The following is a 16,821-nucleotide window of genomic DNA, read 5'->3' as shown; positions in this document are numbered from 1 at the left end:
CGGGCCGATGAGGAGTTCCTTTCCTCACGCGTTTAGTCCTCTGGATGCGGCACACCGAGCCGCGCTCACGCGTCCGAGTTACGGTGGCCTGGTGACGATCACCGGGTTCTTCTCCTCCTTCGAAACGGGTGATCCGCAGCCGGTCGATCCGGCCCTGCGCGTCGGCACCGGCCCGGCTTCGTCGCCGACCGCGAAGACCGGCGTCGGCTTCACCGGCGCGCACGCCCTCCGCTACGAGAACACGCTGCGCGCGACCGTGTTCGAAGTGGACGTCGAGGTCACCGGCGACACCGAACTGTCCTATGTGGTCTTCCCCGAAGCGGGGACCGACTACCGCGGCACCTTCGTGGCGCTGGACGTCGAGTTCGCCGACGGCACATCGGCCGGGTTCAGCGCCACGGAGCAGGGGCTGGACAAGACGCTGTACGTGGACCAGTGGAATCTCGTGCGCCGCCGGCTGGGCGACTTCGCCGGACGGCGGATCGCCCGGGTCGCCCTGGTCAGCGAACCACCGGACGGCGAGAGCACGGGCTGGGTGGACGACGTCCGGATCGCCGAACGCGCGGTCGGGATCCGCGAGCCGGTCGACCACGTCCGCACCACCCGCGGCACACAGTCCAGCGACAAGTTCTCGCGCGGCAACAACTTCCCCGCGACCGCGGTCCCGCACGGCTTCAATTTCTGGTCCCCGGTCACCGACGCGGGCGCCACCAATTGGATCTACAGCTATCACCGGCACAACGACGCCGCGAACCGTCCGGCGCTGCAGGCGTTCGCGCTGTCGCATCAGCCGAGCCCGTGGATGGGCGACCGGCACACCTTCCAGGTGATGCCGGGGATCGGTCCGGTCGAGGCCGACCGGGTCCGGCGCGCGCTCGCGTTCTCCCATGACGACGAGGTCGACCGGCCGCATCACTACGGTGTCCGGTTCGCCAACGGCGTCACCACCGACATCGCACCGGCGGATCACGCGGCGCTGTTCCGCTTCACCTTCCCGGGTGATCGCGGCTGGCTGCTGTTCGACAACGCCCTCAACCGGGGCGGGTTGAGGCTCGACCCGGCGAACGGCGTGGTCACCGGCCACACCTGGGTGCGCAGCAGGTTGTCGGCCGGGGCGCGGCGGATGTTCGTGCACGCCGAGTTCGACGTCCCGGCCGAACGCGGAGGGAGGATCCGGCGTCCGGTGTGGCGCACGGTGACCGGTTTCCTGGAGTTCGCCGCGGGCGAGGTGACGATGCGGATCGCGACGTCGTTGCTCAGCCTCGCGCAGGCCAAGCGGAACCTCGATCAGGAGATCCCGGCAGGCACGAGCTTCGAGCAGGTCCGTGACCAGGCCCGCGCGCAGTGGGCCGAGGTGCTGGACCGGGTCGAGATCGAGGGCGCGACCGAGGACCAGCGCACCACGTTCTACTCCAACCTCTACCGGCTGTTCCTGTATCCGAACTCCGCGCACGAAGTCACCCCGAAGGGTGTCCGTCACGCGAGCCCGGTCATCCGCCGCCTCTGGCCCAGCACGCGCACCAGGACCGGCGCGAAGGTCGTGGACGGCGAGATGTACGTCAACAACGGCTTCTGGGACACCTACCGCACCACGTGGCCCGCGTATGCCCTGCTCACGCCCGGCCGGTGCGGGCGGATGATCGACGGGTTCGTCCAGCAGTACCGCGAAGGCGGCTGGATCTCGCGCTGGTCCTCCCCCGGTTACGCCAACCTCATGACCGGCACCAGTTCCGACGTGGCGTTCGCCGACGCGTACCTCAAAGGCGTGCGCGGGTTCGACGTCGAGGCCGCCTACGAAGCGGCGCTGAAGAACGCGACGGTGACGCCGCGCGGGCAGAGCGTCGGCCGCAAGGGCCTGCACGAGTCGATCTTCCTCGGCTTCACGCCGACGTCGGTCCACGAAGGGCTGTCGTGGGCACTGGAGGGCTGCATCAACGACTTCGGCCTGGCCAATTTCGCCGAAGCGCTCGGGCACCACGACGACGCCGCGTACTTCTGGCAGCGTTCGCAGCAGTACGCGAACCACTTCGACCCTCTGATCGGCTTCTTCCAGGGTCGCAACCGCGACGGCAGCCGCCATTTCGCCCCCGAGGGCTACCACCCCGAGGCATGGGGCGGCGACTTCACCGAGACGAACTCGTGGAACACCGCCTTTTCGGTACCCCACGACGGCGCCGGGCTCGCCGCGCTGCACGGCGGCACCGAAGCGCTGGAGTCCAAACTGGACACTTTCTTCGCGACCCCGGAGACCGGACTCAAACCCGGCTCCTACGGCGGGCTGATCCACGAGATGACCGAGGCCCGCGACGTCCGGATGGGACAGTACGGACATTCCAACCAGCCGTCCCATCACATCCCCTGGATCTACCACTACGCGGGCGCGCCCTCGAAGACGCAGCGGATCGTGCGGGAGGTCCTGCGGCGGCTCTACGTCGGAAGCGACCTCGGCCAGGGCTATCCGGGCGACGAGGACAACGGCGAGATGTCCGCTTGGTACGTCTTCGCCGCGCTCGGGTTCTATCCGCTGGCGATGGGCAGCCCCGAGTACGTGATCGGCGCACCGTTGTTCACGAAGGCGACCGTCCACCTGGAGAACGGGAAGGACCTGGTCATCGAGGCGCCCGGCAACACCGGCGACACCGTGTACGTCCAAGGGCTCACGATCGACGGACGTCCGCACGACAGCAGCTCGCTCCCGCATTCCACGCTGGCCGAGGGCGCCGTGCTGCGGTTCACGATGGGCGAGCAGCCGTCGGACTGGGGCCGCTCCCCAGCCGAGCCCGCCGACCCGCGGCCGCTCACGGACATCACGATGGCCGACGGTCCCCTGTTCGACGACACCACCAAGACCGAGGTCACCTTCCCCGAGCGCGAACCGGTCATCGAGTTCCCAGTCGAGAACGGGTCGCGGGAGGTGGTGATGTACACGCTGACCTCGGGCAGCCGCGGGGGCGATCCGCGTTCGTGGGTGCTGGAGGGATCCGACGACGGCGAGCACTGGACGCTGCTGGACCAGCGTGAAGGCGAGAAGTTCCGTTGGCGCCGCCAGACGCGGCCGTTCGCCCTCGCCGGGACGGCGAGGTACGCCCGATACCGTCTTCGCGTCACCTCGTCCACCGCCCGGCGGGTCACCCTCGCCCAAGGAGAGCTGCTCGCCCGATGATCACCCGCATCACCCAGGCCACGACCGACCGTCTGGTCGCCTCCGATCCGGGCCTGGTCCGGCTCCGGCTCGGCTTCTCGGCCGTCCTCAGCATCGTCGTCGCGGTGCTGGCGATCCTGCCGTTCCACCAGCCGCTCACGGTCATCCTCGTCGCAGCGATCGCGGGGATGACGTCAGCCTTCACCGTCAACGACGCGACCCCGGGCCAGCAGGCGGTGACGCTGGTGCTGGGGCTGGTATTCGGTGCGGCGTCGCTCACGGCGGCGAGCGTGGGCTCGGCGGTGCCGCCACTGGACAGTGTCGTGTTCGTCCTGCTGATCTTCGTCGCGGTCTACGCCCAGCGGTTCGGCTCGCGTGGGATCGCGCTGGGCTCGCTGTCGTTCTTCCTGTTCTTCTTCGCGATGTTCCTGCAGACGCATTTGAAGCAGGTCCCGGCGCTGCTGCTGGCGCTGACCATCGGGATCGCGGCCAACGCGGTCGTCCGGTTCGTCCTGGTACGCAGGCACACCGACGCGGAGTTCCTCCGGATCCGGCGGGCGTTCCGGGCCCGGCTCGCCGCGGTGGTGCGCGCGGCCGAAGACCACCTCGCCGTGGGCGGCAGCGAACGCACCCGCAAACGGCTCCGCAGGACGAACGCCCGCATGCACGAGTCCGTCCTGCTCATCGAGGACACCGCGCCGGAGGTGATCGGCGCGGACTCGGTGAACCGGCTCCGCCGCCGGGCGATCGAGGTCGAGCTGGCGGTGCAGTGGCTCACGATCACGGTGCAGCGCACCTGCGCCGAAGACCTCGACGAGGACGTCCGCGACGATCTGATCGCCCGGATGCGGCGCTTCCGGTCGCTGATCGAGCGCGACCCGCGAGAGTTGCCGCTGATCAGCGAGACCGAAGAGTTCAGTAAGATGCTGGTGGAAGGCAGCCGGATCGACGAGCACGCCGCGCCCGGTGACGGCGTCCGCCGCGCGCTCGCCGAACTCGCGCTGGCCGACGTGCGCGCACAGCGGGTGGCCGAGCACGACGTCTCCGACGCCGCCGACGATCCCGAAGACCCCGAGGAGGAGAAGTCGTCGGCGTTCGCCTACGACAACCAGACGCGCAGCGCCATCCAGGCCGTGGTGGGCGGCGGTCTGGCCGTGCTCGGCGGAGAGCTTGTGTCGAGCCAGCGGTGGTACTGGGCGGTGCTGACCGTGTTCGTGGTGTTCATCGGCTCGTCGACCGCGGGGGCGACGTTCGTCAAGGGTGTCCGGCGGCTCGGCGGCACGCTGATCGGGATCGTGGGCGGGCTGGTGCTGACGCTGCTGGTGTCGGGCAGTGTGCCGGCGACGCTGGCGTTGATCCTGGTGTGCGTGTTCGGCATGGTCTACATGGCGCGGGTGTCGCAGGTGATCATGGCGTTCTTCATCACCAGCATGCTCGGGCTGCTGTACAGCCTGCTGGGGACGTTCAGCCTCGAGGTGCTGTGGATCCGGGTCGCGGAGACCGCCGTGGGCGCGGCGGCCGGGGTGCTGGCGGCGGTGGTGATCGTGCCGGTGCGCACGCGGGCGGTGATGCTGGACGACGTCTCGGCGTTGCTGGAGGAGCTGGACGAGTTCGTCGAGAAGGCCGCGGGCCTGCTGTCCGGCGCGGAGAACGTGAGCGTCATCGAGAAGTCGCGTGATCTGGACCGGGCGGTGGACAAGGTCCGCACGACGATCGAGCCGCTCACCCATCCGGTGAATCTCAGCAGCCGCCGTGACTACGGCTGGCACGTGCTCACCACGGTGGAGGCGATCGCCTTCCACTCCCGCCACGTCGCCGCGCGGTCGCAGCCGGGGCTGCTGCTCAACGAGGCGGACCGGCTGCTGCTGTACACCGGGCGGATCCGGGAGAACACCGCGGTGCTGAGGAAGGCGATCGGTGATCCCGGCGGTTCGGGGCACGGGACGCTGATCCGGGACGACGGTACGCCGGTGGCGGACCGGATCGACGATCCGCGGGCGCGTTCGGTGCTCACCAGTCTCGGGCATCTCGACGAGACGGTGATCGCGCTGGGCCGCGCGTTCGGGATCGAGGCCACGGATCCGGAGCCGTCCGGCTCGTGAGTGGTAAGGACGGTTAGAACCGTCCTCACCACTCACGAGCCGTCAGGAATCAGCTCTTCGGCTTGGGACAGTTCTTCCACGAGAAGTGGTACGTGGTCTTGATGGAGCCGTCGGTCGAGTCCATCGTCACGAAGCTGGTGGTCTTCTTCGGATCGGAAGTGCCGACCGCGGCCCGCAGTTCCGTGTTGATGTTGAAGTTCCGGTCCTCGCCGCAGGGTTTGTAGACGATGGCGCCGATTTCGATGTTGTCGGTGAACTGCCAGTTGTCCTCGAACGGGCCTTTGAGGCTGTGGGTCACATAGGACGTCGGGGAATTGCCCTGGAAGTAGTAGTTGGCCCGTTCCAGCCCGGTGGCTCCCGCGGCCAAGGAGGCGAACCCGCGGTAATCCGTGCCCGCGATGCCGTAGGTGAATCCCTGCGGCACGTGGACATACAGGTTGAGCTGGCAGTTCTTGCGCAGATCGGTCGGTTTCGCGCCGACGCCGACCTGGGCGGTGTATTCGCTGTAGGTGACGGTGAACGCGGTGTTGTCCGGCGAGACGGAAATGGCGGCCGTACCCGGTTTACATCCGGTCCCGTTGACGTTCACGACGTCGATGACTATCTTGTCGGACGGCAACGGGGGCGGCACCCAGGCGTTCGGAGTGACGACCGAAGAGAGCAGCGTTACGGCAGCGACCAGCGCGTTGAGCATGGGATCCTCCCAAGAACGGTTTCGGTCACCGGACGGGGGTGACCGCCGAAAATGAGGTCGTCGAGAAGGCTCGTCGCCGCCGAGCGGGCGGCGACGAGCGGTGAAGCCCTCGTGCAGGGCAGCCAAGACCCTGACCGGCATGGGTGGGACGGCCTTCTTCCGCACCGGGAAGCAGGCCGTCACCCGGAAACAGCTGTCAGGACTTCGGGCAGGTCTTCCACGAGAAGTGGTAGGTGGTCTTGAACGCGCCGTCGGTCGAATCCATCGTGATGAAACTGGTGGTCTTCTTCGGATCCGACGAACCGGCACCGACCCTCAGTTCCGTGTTCACGTTGAGGTTCCGGTCCTCACCGCACGGCTTGTAGATGATGACACCACCTTCGGCCTCGTCACGGAATTGCCAGTTGTCCGAAATCGGCCCGTTGACGGGATGATTGACGTGCGCGGTCGGGGAATTCCCCTGGAAGTAGTAATTCGCCCGCTGCAGCGCCTTGGCGCCGGATTCGAGATGGGCGAAACCGCGGTAATCGGCACTGGCGATGCCGTAGGTGAATCCCTGCGGAACGTGGATGTTGAGGTTGAGCTGGCAGTTCTTCCTGAAGTCGGTGGGCTTCGCGCCGACGCCGATCTGGGCGGTGTATTCGCTGTAGGTGACGGTGAACGCGGTGTTGTCCTTGGCGACGGCGACCGCGGACGAACCCGGCGGACATCCGGAGCCGTTGACGGTGACGACGTCGATGACGACGCGATCGGGCGGCGGTCCCGGCGGCGGGGACATGCTGTTCGGTGTTATTATCGACGAAAAAAGCGACACGGCGGCGACCATTGTATTGAGCATGAGGTCCTTCCCGAAAACTTCCACACGGGGGGCGGGGAACTGGGCGGACCCATGTTAGCGAAACGATCTTCACGATGCCGTCCGCCGATCGGACGCAAACGTCCCGGCAATCGGTTCATGAAATGAAATCATGGCCTGTAACCGTTTTCCGGATTCAACGGAAACACCGCCGGACCGGGAAAACACCATTCACTTCGCACGATATGAAAAAGGCTTTCGCGGGTTCGCCGTTGACGATCCCGGAGAGACAGGCTTTCCGTACCGCACACGGACCTCCCTCCCCACGCGGCGCAGCGCGTGAGCCGGGTCACCCGGCGGTGTGATGCGGCCGCGGACCGCATCGATCAAGAAAACAGTGACTGGACGCACCCGAACGGCGACTCGGGACAGGACTAGCATCGCGGTACAAGTCGATGTCGCCTCAAGCTGGAGAACCGCAATGACCCAAGCCCCTGTCAACGTCACCGTCACCGGTGCGGCCGGCCAGATCGGCTACGCGCTGCTCTTCCGCATCGCGTCCGGTCAGCTGCTCGGCCCGGACACCCCGGTGAAGCTGCGGCTCCTGGAGATCCCGCAGGCGGTCAAGGCGGCTGAGGGCACCGCGATGGAACTCGAAGACGGCGCGTTCCCGCTGCTGTCGGGCATCGACATCTTCGACGACCCGAAGCAGGCCTTCGAAGGTGCGAACGTCGCCCTGCTCGTCGGCGCCCGTCCCCGTGCGAAGGGCATGGAGCGCGGCGACCTGCTCGAGGCCAACGGTGGCATCTTCAAGCCGCAGGGTGAGGCCATCAACGCCGGCGCGGCGAGCGACATCAAGGTCCTCGTGGTCGGCAACCCGGCCAACACCAACGCCCTCATCGCACAGGCACACGCACCCGACGTCCCGGCCGAGCGGTTCACCGCGATGACCCGCCTCGACCACAACCGCGCCCTCGCGCAGCTGTCGAAGAAGCTGGGCGTGCCGGTGACCGAGCTGAAGAAGGTCGCGATCTGGGGCAACCACTCCGCGACCCAGTATCCGTCGATCGCGCACGCCGAGGTGGCCGGCAAGCCCGCGACCGAGGTCATCACCGACCAGGCGTGGCTGACCGACGACTTCATCCCGACCGTCGCCAAGCGCGGCGCGGCGATCATCGAGGCCCGCGGCCTGTCCTCCGCGGCGTCGGCCGCCTCCGCCGCGATCGACCACGTCTACACCTGGGTCAACGGCACCCCCGAAGGTGACTGGACCTCGGCGGCCGTCGTATCCGACGGCTCCTACGGAGTCCCGGAGGGCCTGATCTCCTCGTTCCCGGTCACCGCCGCGAACGGCGAGTACAAGATCGTCCAGGGCCTGGAGATCGACGACTTCTCGCGTGCCCGCATCGACGCTTCGGTCAACGAGCTGGCCGAAGAGCGCGACGCGGTGAAGAAGCTCGGCCTCATCTGAGCCTGAACCACCTTCACGAAGGCGGCCGCGTCCCCCGGGACGCGGCCGCCTTTTCGCTGCCGATGATCGTGTCGAGGTTCGCGCGGGTGGTCTCCAGCTCACCGATCGCCTCGTCGATCCGGTCGCGCTGCCGCCGCAGCGCCTCCACCAGTTCCGGGCAATCCGGCGTCAACCAGCCGTCCTCGTCGACGATGCAGGGCAGGATCTCCAGGATCTGCGCGGTATTCAGCCCGGCCGCCAGCAGGATCCTGATCCGCCGCACCGCCGCCACGTCGGCGTCGCCGTACACCCGGTAGCCGCTCGGCCGCCGCTCCGGGGTGAGCAGGCCCTGCTCCTCGTAATACCGCAGCGCGCGCTCGCTGACACCGGTCCGCCGCGCGAGCTCCCCGATCCGCATCCGCACTCCCGACTTGACTCTCACGTCAATGTCAAGGTTTAGCTTAGCCGCCATGACCACCGTGACCGTCCTCGGACTCGGCCCCATGGGCCACGCCCTCGCCGCCGCGTTCACCGCCGCCGACCACCCCACCACCGTCTGGAACCGCACTCCTGGCAAGGAAAACGGCCTCGACGCCACCGTCGCCGCCACTGCCGCCGAAGCGCTCACCGCCAGCCCGCTCGTGATCGTCTGCGTGCGTGACTACGCCGTGGCGCAGTCGATCCTCGACGCCGACGCGCTCAAGGGCCGCACGCTCGTGAACCTCAGCGGCGGATCACCACGGCAGGCCCGCACAATGGCGGCCTGGACCGCCGAACACGGCATCGACTACCTCGACGGCGTGATCATGGCCACCACCGACGCGATCGGCGGCCCGGACGCGGCCCTGTTCTTCAGCGGCCCCGCCGACGTCTACGAAACACACCGGCCCACACTGGCCGCCCTCGGCGAGAACGCGCTGCACGTCGGCGACTCACCCGGCCACGCCGCAGCGTTCGACGCATCCCTGCAGGACATGCTCTGGACCTCCATGAGCGGAGTGATCCACATGCTCGCGCTCGCCAAGGCGGAGAACATCGGCGCCACCGACATCGCCGCACACGCCAAGGCACTGCTCGGCTTCTTCCCCGCCATGATCGACCTGCTCGCCGAACAGGTCGCCACCGAGAACTACTCCGGCGACGCCGGCACCCTCGAATCCACCGCCGCGACGATGGACCACGTCCTCGACGCGATCCGCGCGCAAGGCCTCGACAACGGAGTCCTCACCGCGGCACGAGCCCAAGTCCGGCACGCGATCGACGCGGGCCACGGCTCCGACGGCTTCGCCAGGCTCGCCGCCCTCTAAGAGCGGAACTGCCGCGCCTTGATCCCGTACTGGCCCATCTTCCGGTACAGCGTCGCCCGGCCCATCCCGAGCTTCTCCGCCGCACCGACCACAGTGGACCCCGGCTCGGCGAGACACCGCACGATCGCGACGCCGCCTCCCGCGCCACCCGGCGCAACTGCTTGGCGTTCTCCGGCCAGTCGAAGAAACCGAGGTCACCGTCCACCTGAGGCTCCCGACGTCGTTCTGCTCGCCCAACTTCGCCTACCTCATGGCCTCCGACGCCAAAGACGTCCTCACCGCGCTCGACGGAGCGCCCCGGGTCCACGTCGTCCTGGACGACCACCACGACTCCGACACCGACCTCTGCGAACTCATGGTCCTCGCCGCAGAAGGGCCGCGTGAAACTCCACACCGCGCGCTACCCGCTCGAAGAGTTCCAAACCGCGCTCGACGCCCTCGACGCCGGACGCATCCGCGGCCGCGCGATCCTCGTCCCCTGAGGTGCTCGGTCCGTGAAGGACCCCTTCCCTCGGCTCAGCCGAAGAAACTCGACCTTCACACCTTCAAGCGCCCAAACACCTCGTGAGTGGTAAGGACGGTTAGAACCGTCCTCGCCACTCACGACACAATGAGCCCGTGCACCTCGACGCGCTCCTCACCGGCCAGCCCTCGGAAGTCCTCACCCGGACCCTCGAGCTCTCCCACGCCGAGCGGAAAGCCCTCCTCCCCGAACTCCTGGCCGCCTTCAAGGACAGCAGCCAGTTCGTCGAGGTCAAGCCCAACACCTACGGCGCCCGCAACCCGCTCAGGGGTCAGCAAGCCGCGACCGCCCTCTGGGCCATCCTCCCCGCCGGCGACCCCCTGCTCCGCAAGCTCTGGATCGCCTCACCCACGATCCTCGAACGCGTCCTGCAGGACCGATCACTCACCGAGCGCAAGACGATCGCACTGCGCATGATCGGCCACCACACCGCCTGGGAAGCCATCCGCCGCATGATCCTCGACGGCGACCTCGAACCCATCCGGACACCGGAGTACCACGCCGGCTGGTTCCGCTGGGCCGGACGCTTCGGCGGGAAACCACTGGCCGAACGGCTCCGGACCGAACCCGAAGCCCTCACCGAAATCTGGGAACTGCTCACGATCGAAGGCAACGGCGACGGCAGCTTCGCCGCCTTCGACAAGTACGTCCGCGACGAGGACAAATGGTCCACCGCGCTGCTCGAACTCACCGAAACCGGCGAACTCGACCGCACCCGGCTCCTCGACCTCACCCTCGACATCCTCGCCCGCGACTTCGCCGCCTTCCGCGCCCAGTGGTACACCGCGCTCCACGAAGCGCTCGCCCCCACTCCGAACGAACGCACAGCGGCTCAGCACCGCTATGCCCGGCTGTGCGGAAGCGGCCTCCCACGCACCGTCTCCTTCGCCGTCAAAGCACTGTCCCTTGTGGATAAACAAGGCACGCTGGACGACGAAGTCGCACTCCAGCACCTCCCCGCCGCAGCCGCCGGACGCGGCGCCGCCACCGCCAAACTCGCACTCAAACTCACCGGCCGCATCGCCGACCGACGCCCCGAACTCACCGACCTCGCCAACGAGGTCTTCGAAGCGGCACTCACCCATGACGCCTCCGACGTCCGCGCCATCGCCACCGCCCGGCTCGGTGTCACCCCTGACGCGGCACCCGTCATCGAGACCACCGAGTACGCGGAACCCACCCGAACACCGTGGGACCAGCGCAGGACGCTGACCGTCCCGCTCGAAATCCCCGACACCCCGGCCGCGGTCGCCGAAGCCCTTTCGTCCCTGCTCGCCGACCCCGACCAGGCCGACCTCCTCCTGGCCGCCCTCGACGGCGCCCACCGTGTCGCCGGCGAACTCCGGGACGCCCTCAAACCGCTGGTGAAACGCGCCGCCCGGATCGCCGACCAGAAGTACAGCGCGGCCGTACCGAAGATGATCGCCACCCTCATCCTCGGCCTCACCGGACGCGACGTCGCCCCTCCGCCGAAGGTCGACGGCTGGCGCCGCCCCCTCCACCACCGGGTCACCGCCCTCCTCGAAGGCACCGCCGTCCCCGTCTCCGCCGCCACCCACCAAGGCGGCTGGCTCGACCCCGTCGCCTTCGTCGCCCGCATGCTCGAACACCCCGACGCGGCAGAAGACGACGTCGCCGACGCACTCCTCCGGCTCGCCCCCGACACGAGACCCGAAGCCCTCGCGCTCGCCGCGGATCTCACCGGGCCGCACGCCGACACCATTCGCTATGCCCTCGGCGGACCGGCCATCGACGACACGGGCTGGACCGCCCTCGCCGCCGCCCGCGCCCGGCACCCCGAATCCGCCGACCCCGCCGCCGCACTCCGCGGCGAACCCGGACCGGCCATCACCTGGACGGCGAAAGCCGGCCTGACCCACTACGGCTTGAACACACTGAACGTCGAACAAACCCCGGAACCCGTCTCACCGGGCGCTCCCTGGCTGGGCATCCCCTTCGACGGCCGGGCCCCCGAGTGGCTCGGCTTCACCGAATGCCACGAAGCGGTCTCGTCCCCGTATGACCGCGACCACCTCGAAGCCACGGTCGCCGGAAACCTGTACTTCAACGACATCGAAGTCGGCTATCCCGTGGAGCAGGCCGCGCTGCCCCCGTTCCTCGACAGCCCCTCGGTACCGGGCCTCCCCGGCACGACGCTCCTCGCCACCACCCTCTCGCTGAAACGCCCCGCCGCCGTCCAACTCGGCACGGACGCCGTGCTCACCCTGCTGGACCGGCGGATGCTCGGCCCCCGCGCGCTCGGCGAGGCGCTGGGCGTACTCGGCTCGCAGCTCATCATCACGCGACTGGCACCCCGGCTCGCGGTGATCGCGAACGAACACCCGATCGCCGTTCTGTCCACACTCGACACTTTGCTGCCGAAGCTGGCGCCCTCCCACCGCGGCATCTTCGCGCTGCTGGAGCTCGCCGCGGACCTCGTGGACCGCGGAGCGGGCACGATCAGCGCCGAAACGAAGGAATGGCTCGCAGGCTTCAAGGGCGGTTCGAAAGCGGCGAAGGCGGCGTCACGACTCAGCGGCTGACATCCGGGCCGCCAGCACATGTGAACACGGCCCTCGGTTCTCCTGATGCTTGGCCCACCACGCACACGTGCACCCGGCGGGCGAAAGCCGGACACGCTGCACCGAGCCGGCACGGGTGATCTCGTAGCCACCGTCCGGCAACATACGGACGGCTCCGGCGGCGAGAAGCTCCTGGGCTTTCGCCAGCCGGCCGTTCGCCGGAGCGGCCCCGCTCGGGAGCTCGCGCGGGAACCACATGCCGTCGACGACGTCGTGTCCGGCGCGACCCGCGACGAGTTCCGGCGCTTCGAGCCCCGCCGCCAGCGCGTTCAGCCAGCCGCCTTCGCCCGAGAAACCGCGGGACGGCTCCGGGGACAGCGTGACGACGAGCCGCGCTCGCTCCAACCGAAACACCCAAGTCGCGACCTCGCTGTCCGGTCGCGTGTAGACGGTCAGTCCCTGGACGAACCGGATGAGCGGCTCGACGATCCGCAACCGATGGAGCCCGGTCGCCGGGATCGAGTCCCGGCCCGGCCGTGACGTCAGCCGGAGCCCACGGCCCGACGCCACCGCCCAAGACTTGCCAACCGAAGTGGGGAGCCTCCGCAGGAAGTTCCGTGCCTCCGCCTTGTCCAGCTCCGCCTTCTCGACCGCTCCCACCGTGACAGCGGCGACCTCGGCGAACCCCGACACCCAGCGATCCGGCAGCGGCACCACGGACTCGTCGTTCTGCCCGTCGAGAGTGCGAAGGCGGATCCCCTCACCACGAACGGTCAGGTGTAACGGATCCTGGGCCACGACCCCGGCCAGAACGGTCCGCGTCGCCTCGGACAGGTCCACATTGGTGCAACCCTCACCGAGATCACCCGCCTCCAGCAGATCGAGCCTGGCGTAGACGCCGCAGCATGGCGAGAAAGCCTCCGCTCGCAGCGTCGTCCGGTCCGCGGTGAAGACCGGATCGGATTCGGCGATCAACCGCTTCACCATGGACGGCGGCATCCAGAACCGGGTGCGGGCGACCTTCCCCAGCACGAGCAGCGCCTGGGCCGCCTGTGCTCCAGGTTCCAAGAAACCCTGGAAGAGCACGGACGTCGAGGCGTCCTCCTCCAACTGCTCCAGCAAGACCTCGGTGATCACCGGGCAACCCTAGCCAGGGCCCCCGACAGTCTTTGCGGGTTTTGTCGTCGGCTTAAAGTTGATCTTGTCAATTGCCCGACTGAATAGGTCGTTATACACTTTGAATCGACCGAATCAGTCCGACTGAGCCTGACGACGCCGATAGGCGCGTTGCTGACACGCCCTCGAGCAGTAGTCCCGCGGCCTGCCCCGCCCTCCCCCATCCAGCGGCTTACCGCAGACGACGCACTCCCCTCCCCCAGTTTCGTCACTGATTACCTCACTCCCCTGGCTTTGGATGAGCGCCTCGACACCGTCGAGGGTCCGCCGCAGCCCGAATTCGAAGGTGTCCAGCGGAGCATCCATTCCCCCGGCCTTCCACAGCCGCTCCAGTGCCGGATAGCGGTCCAGGCGCTCGAAGAGGGACTCGCGTTCGCTCCACCAGCGCTCATGGGTCACCCCCGTGCGCCGCTGGAGCTCCGCGGCCTCCCCCGCCTGACGCGCGGCCGACTCGACGAATCCGCCCACCAGGTTCACCACCGCGATCACCTCCGCCGGCGCCAAACCGCTACGCGAAGCCACGTCCAGCGCGTGGTCGTAGCCGGCCATGATGTTCGGCCCCGGGAGGCGGCGGGACCCGGAGCTGTGAACCAGCCACGGATGCCGGTGGTGCATCTCCCAGGCCCGCCGCGCCCAGCGTTCGAGGCCCGCTCGCCAGCCGAGCCCGTTCGAAGCCCCCATCGGGAACTCGCCGTACACCGCGTCACGCATCAGTTCCACCAGTTCCGCCTTGCCGGGGACGTACCGGTAGAGCGACATGGTGGTGGTACCGAACCGTTCCGCGACCTTGCGCATCGACAGCGAGGCAAGCCCTTCGGCGTCCGCGACCTCGACGGCCGCCGCGACGATCCGGCCGAGGCTCAACCCGGGCCGCTCCGGCTCGGACGTTCCCCACAGCAGTTCGATCGCACGCTCCGGATCCGGCTGCGTGTCGTCTTTCGCCACCGCTACTCCCTTGACGCTCTTCACTCGCTCGTGTTTAGCTGATAAACCTCAGTATATCCCATATACCTCCCGCAGGAGCGCTTCAGCATGCCCGAAATCAGGTTCTTCGTATCCCCGGACGGCAGAGACGACTGGCCCGGCACCGCCGAACAGCCGTTCGCCAGCCCGAAAGCCGCGCAGGTGGCCGTCCGTGCCGCGACGGCCACCATGACCGGCGACGTCATCGTCTCTTTCGCGGCAGGCGTCCACCGCCTGGACGAACCCCTTGTCTTCACTGACACACAGGGTGATTCCGGGCCGAACGGCTTCCGCGTGATCTTCCAGGCACACGGCTACGGAACAGCCGACCAGGCCGAGGTCGAACTGAGCGGCGGCCGCGAGATCACCAGCTGGACGACGGGCGACGACGGCGTCTGGACCGCGCCGATCGGCGACCTGGCGCCACGACAGCTCACCGTCGACGGCAAACCCGCGGCACGAGCGGCCCGCACGGACGGACTCCCGGGAAACGTGACGAAAACAGCGGCAGGTTACGTCACGGACAGCACGGAGCCTCAGGCGTGGCCGGACCCCTCCGGGCTGGAGTTCGTGTATCCGGGCGTCTACCCGTGGTCCGAAGCCCGGCTCGCGGTCGCGTCGATCTCCGGTGACGCCTCCTCGACCGCGATCACCATGGCTCAGCCCGCTTTCGACCATGCCAAATCCCTCTACGACGCCAAGTGGTACGGCGCCGGTGGCGACGGCTCCTGGGACGGCCTCGCCGCACCGTCCACGCTCGAGAACAACGTGGCTTTCCTGACCGAACCGGGAACATTCGCCGTCAGCCGCATCGACACAGGCGAGCACGTCCTGCATTACCGTCCTCGTCCCGGAGAGGAGATCGGCGAGACCAGCGTCGTCGCTCCGGTGCTCGAGACGCTCATCAGCGGACGAGGTGTGCACGACCTCGTGCTGCGCGGCTTCACCTTTACCGACGCGACCTGGTCCGGTCCTGCCCGCACCGGCGGCTACCTGCACTATCACGGCAACGCACGCTACGAGCGGGGTGACTTCCAGAAGATCGACCTCGGCGCGGACGTGGGCTATGTCCACGTGCCCGCCGAGCCGGTCCAGTTGCCCGCCAACGTCAGCCTCACGTCGGTCAGCCGGGTCTCCCTGGAGGACAACCATTTCACCCGGCTCGGCGCGGGAGGACTGCTGATCGAGGACGCCACCGACGTGCGGATCCGGGCGAACGTCTTCGACGAGATCTCGGGCAGCGGGATCGCCGTCCACATGAGCACCCGGGTCGCGGTCGAAGACAACCTCGTCCACCACATCGGCACCGAGTACCGCGGTTCGTCCGCCGTCCTCGTGGTCGAGTCGGCGGAGACCATCGTAGCACACAACGAGATCCACGACGTCCCGCACAACGGCATCGTGATCACCGGCGGTGAGCGCGCCAAGGGCACGCAGGTGATCTCGAACCTCGTCGAGCGCAGTTTGGGGAAGCTCATGGACGGCGGCGGGATCTACCTGTCGGCCCCACAGGGCTCGTCGTTCGCCGGTGGGGCGCTGGTCCGCGGCAACGTCATCCGCGACGTCCTCACCTCGTACAACTTCGGCCTCTACACCGACTACGGCGCGGCGTGGATCACCGTTCTCGGCAACATCGTCCACCGGGCCGACACCCCGATCGTGCTCCAGGTGGGACCGCCGATGGAGCACGTCGCCTTCGTCGGCAACTTCTGGGATGCCCTGCCCGACGGCTACGACACCCCACCCGAGACGGTGACCGTGGCCGGGAACACGGTGCTGCCCAAGGAGAGTTTCGACGAGGCCGTCCGGGCGGACCCGGCGGGCGCGGACATCCTCGCGCGGGCGGGCCGCCGCGGTCTGGAACGATGATCACCGCTCCTGCCGGGCACGAGTCCGGCAGGAGCCGCTCCGGCCACGATTCCCGAGGAGACCACGCGCGATGCCGACGCAGACCACGGAAGCCCCCGGGACCCGCCGACGTCTCGCGCGGATCGCGACCGAGGTGCTCGCTCCTTGGGTCTGGGTGCTCGGTCTCCCGCTGATCGTCGCCTGGATCTTGACCAGATCCGGGACGAAGGACCTCATCGGACCGCCCTCCCACCCGCGGGGGAAGGTGGCGGTGAGGCGTCGGTGCCGGTGGTCGTGA

At 68.3% G+C, this 16,821-nt stretch carries 13 protein-coding genes and 1 pseudogene; 7 read left to right on the top strand and 7 right to left on the bottom strand.

Annotated features, from left to right (window positions below; translation table 11 throughout):
• Positions 1-91: 91 nt before the first annotated feature.
• Both AC069I_RS38680 and AC069I_RS38675 read left to right on the top strand, forming a co-directional pair.
• Entirely contained in the window at positions 92-3,163 is a 3,072-nt protein-coding gene (locus tag AC069I_RS38680) for a GH92 family glycosyl hydrolase (protein WP_478267569.1), read from the top strand.
• Entirely contained in the window at positions 3,160-5,244 is a 2,085-nt protein-coding gene (locus AC069I_RS38675; protein ID WP_478267568.1) for an FUSC family protein, read from the top strand. The genes AC069I_RS38680 and AC069I_RS38675 overlap by 4 nt, the downstream gene beginning before the upstream one ends.
• 49 nt (positions 5,245-5,293) lie before the next feature.
• Here the strand turns inward: AC069I_RS38675 and AC069I_RS38670 are convergent, their stop codons facing one another.
• Entirely contained in the window at positions 5,294-5,938 is a 645-nt protein-coding gene (locus AC069I_RS38670) for a DUF4360 domain-containing protein (protein WP_478228116.1), read from the bottom strand.
• 196 nt (positions 5,939-6,134) lie between these two features.
• Positions 6,135-6,776, bottom strand: a complete 642-nt coding sequence (locus AC069I_RS38665) for a DUF4360 domain-containing protein (RefSeq protein ID WP_478228115.1) — start codon at positions 6,774-6,776, stop codon at positions 6,135-6,137.
• A gap of 439 nt (positions 6,777-7,215) precedes the next feature.
• Between AC069I_RS38665 and AC069I_RS38660 the strand changes: the two genes are divergently transcribed.
• Positions 7,216-8,205, top strand: a complete 990-nt coding sequence (locus AC069I_RS38660; RefSeq protein ID WP_478228114.1) for a malate dehydrogenase — start codon at positions 7,216-7,218, stop codon at positions 8,203-8,205.
• A gap of 13 nt (positions 8,206-8,218) precedes the next feature.
• On the opposite strand, the gene AC069I_RS38655 is transcribed toward AC069I_RS38660, so the two are convergent.
• A complete protein-coding gene (locus AC069I_RS38655) occupies positions 8,219-8,602 on the bottom strand; it encodes a MerR family transcriptional regulator (RefSeq protein ID WP_478228113.1) in 384 nt (127 codons plus the stop codon).
• Positions 8,603-8,654: 52 nt separating this feature from the next.
• Between AC069I_RS38655 and AC069I_RS38650 the strand changes: the two genes are divergently transcribed.
• Positions 8,655-9,491 (top strand): NAD(P)-dependent oxidoreductase, encoded by an 837-nt coding sequence (locus AC069I_RS38650; protein ID WP_478228112.1) that lies wholly within the window; start codon positions 8,655-8,657, stop codon positions 9,489-9,491.
• On the opposite strand, the gene AC069I_RS38645 is transcribed toward AC069I_RS38650, so the two are convergent.
• Positions 9,488-9,613 (bottom strand): helix-turn-helix domain-containing protein, encoded by a 126-nt coding sequence (locus AC069I_RS38645; protein ID WP_478228111.1) that lies wholly within the window; start codon positions 9,611-9,613, stop codon positions 9,488-9,490. The genes AC069I_RS38650 and AC069I_RS38645 overlap by 4 nt on opposite strands.
• Before the next feature lie 209 nt (positions 9,614-9,822).
• On the opposite strand from AC069I_RS38645, the pseudogene AC069I_RS38640 reads away from it, so the two are divergent.
• Together AC069I_RS38640 and AC069I_RS38635 are read left to right on the top strand one after the other, a co-directional pair.
• A pseudogene (locus tag AC069I_RS38640) lies at positions 9,823-9,973 on the top strand (zinc-binding dehydrogenase); the annotation flags it as partial.
• Between the two features lie 136 nt (positions 9,974-10,109).
• Positions 10,110-12,557: a DUF6493 family protein gene (locus AC069I_RS38635; RefSeq protein WP_478267567.1), complete on the top strand. Its 2,448-nt coding sequence runs from the start codon at positions 10,110-10,112 to the stop codon at positions 12,555-12,557.
• Here the strand turns inward: AC069I_RS38635 and AC069I_RS38630 are convergent.
• Positions 12,540-13,673 (bottom strand): SWIM zinc finger family protein, encoded by a 1,134-nt coding sequence (locus tag AC069I_RS38630; RefSeq protein WP_478267566.1) that lies wholly within the window; start codon positions 13,671-13,673, stop codon positions 12,540-12,542. The two genes, AC069I_RS38635 and AC069I_RS38630, sit on opposite strands and share 18 nt — an antisense overlap.
• 114 nt (positions 13,674-13,787) lie before the next feature.
• The gene (locus AC069I_RS38625) at positions 13,788-14,657 is read right to left on the bottom strand and encodes a TetR/AcrR family transcriptional regulator C-terminal domain-containing protein (RefSeq protein WP_478267565.1); all 870 of its coding nucleotides are present in this window, start codon (positions 14,655-14,657) and stop codon (positions 13,788-13,790) included.
• An 87-nt stretch (positions 14,658-14,744) separates the two neighbouring features.
• On the opposite strand from AC069I_RS38625, the gene AC069I_RS38620 reads away from it, so the two are divergent.
• A complete protein-coding gene (locus tag AC069I_RS38620) occupies positions 14,745-16,544 on the top strand; it encodes a right-handed parallel beta-helix repeat-containing protein (RefSeq protein WP_478267564.1) in 1,800 nt (599 codons plus the stop codon).
• On the opposite strand, the gene AC069I_RS38615 is transcribed toward AC069I_RS38620, so the two are convergent.
• On the bottom strand, positions 16,545-16,821 hold a 277-nt coding region (locus tag AC069I_RS38615; protein WP_478228105.1), incomplete at its 5' end, for a hypothetical protein.

Source organism: Amycolatopsis sp. NPDC043885 (genome assembly GCF_056435685.1).
The sequence above is the reverse complement of the archived record's forward strand: the minus strand, read 5'-3'. Positions and strand labels throughout refer to the sequence as shown.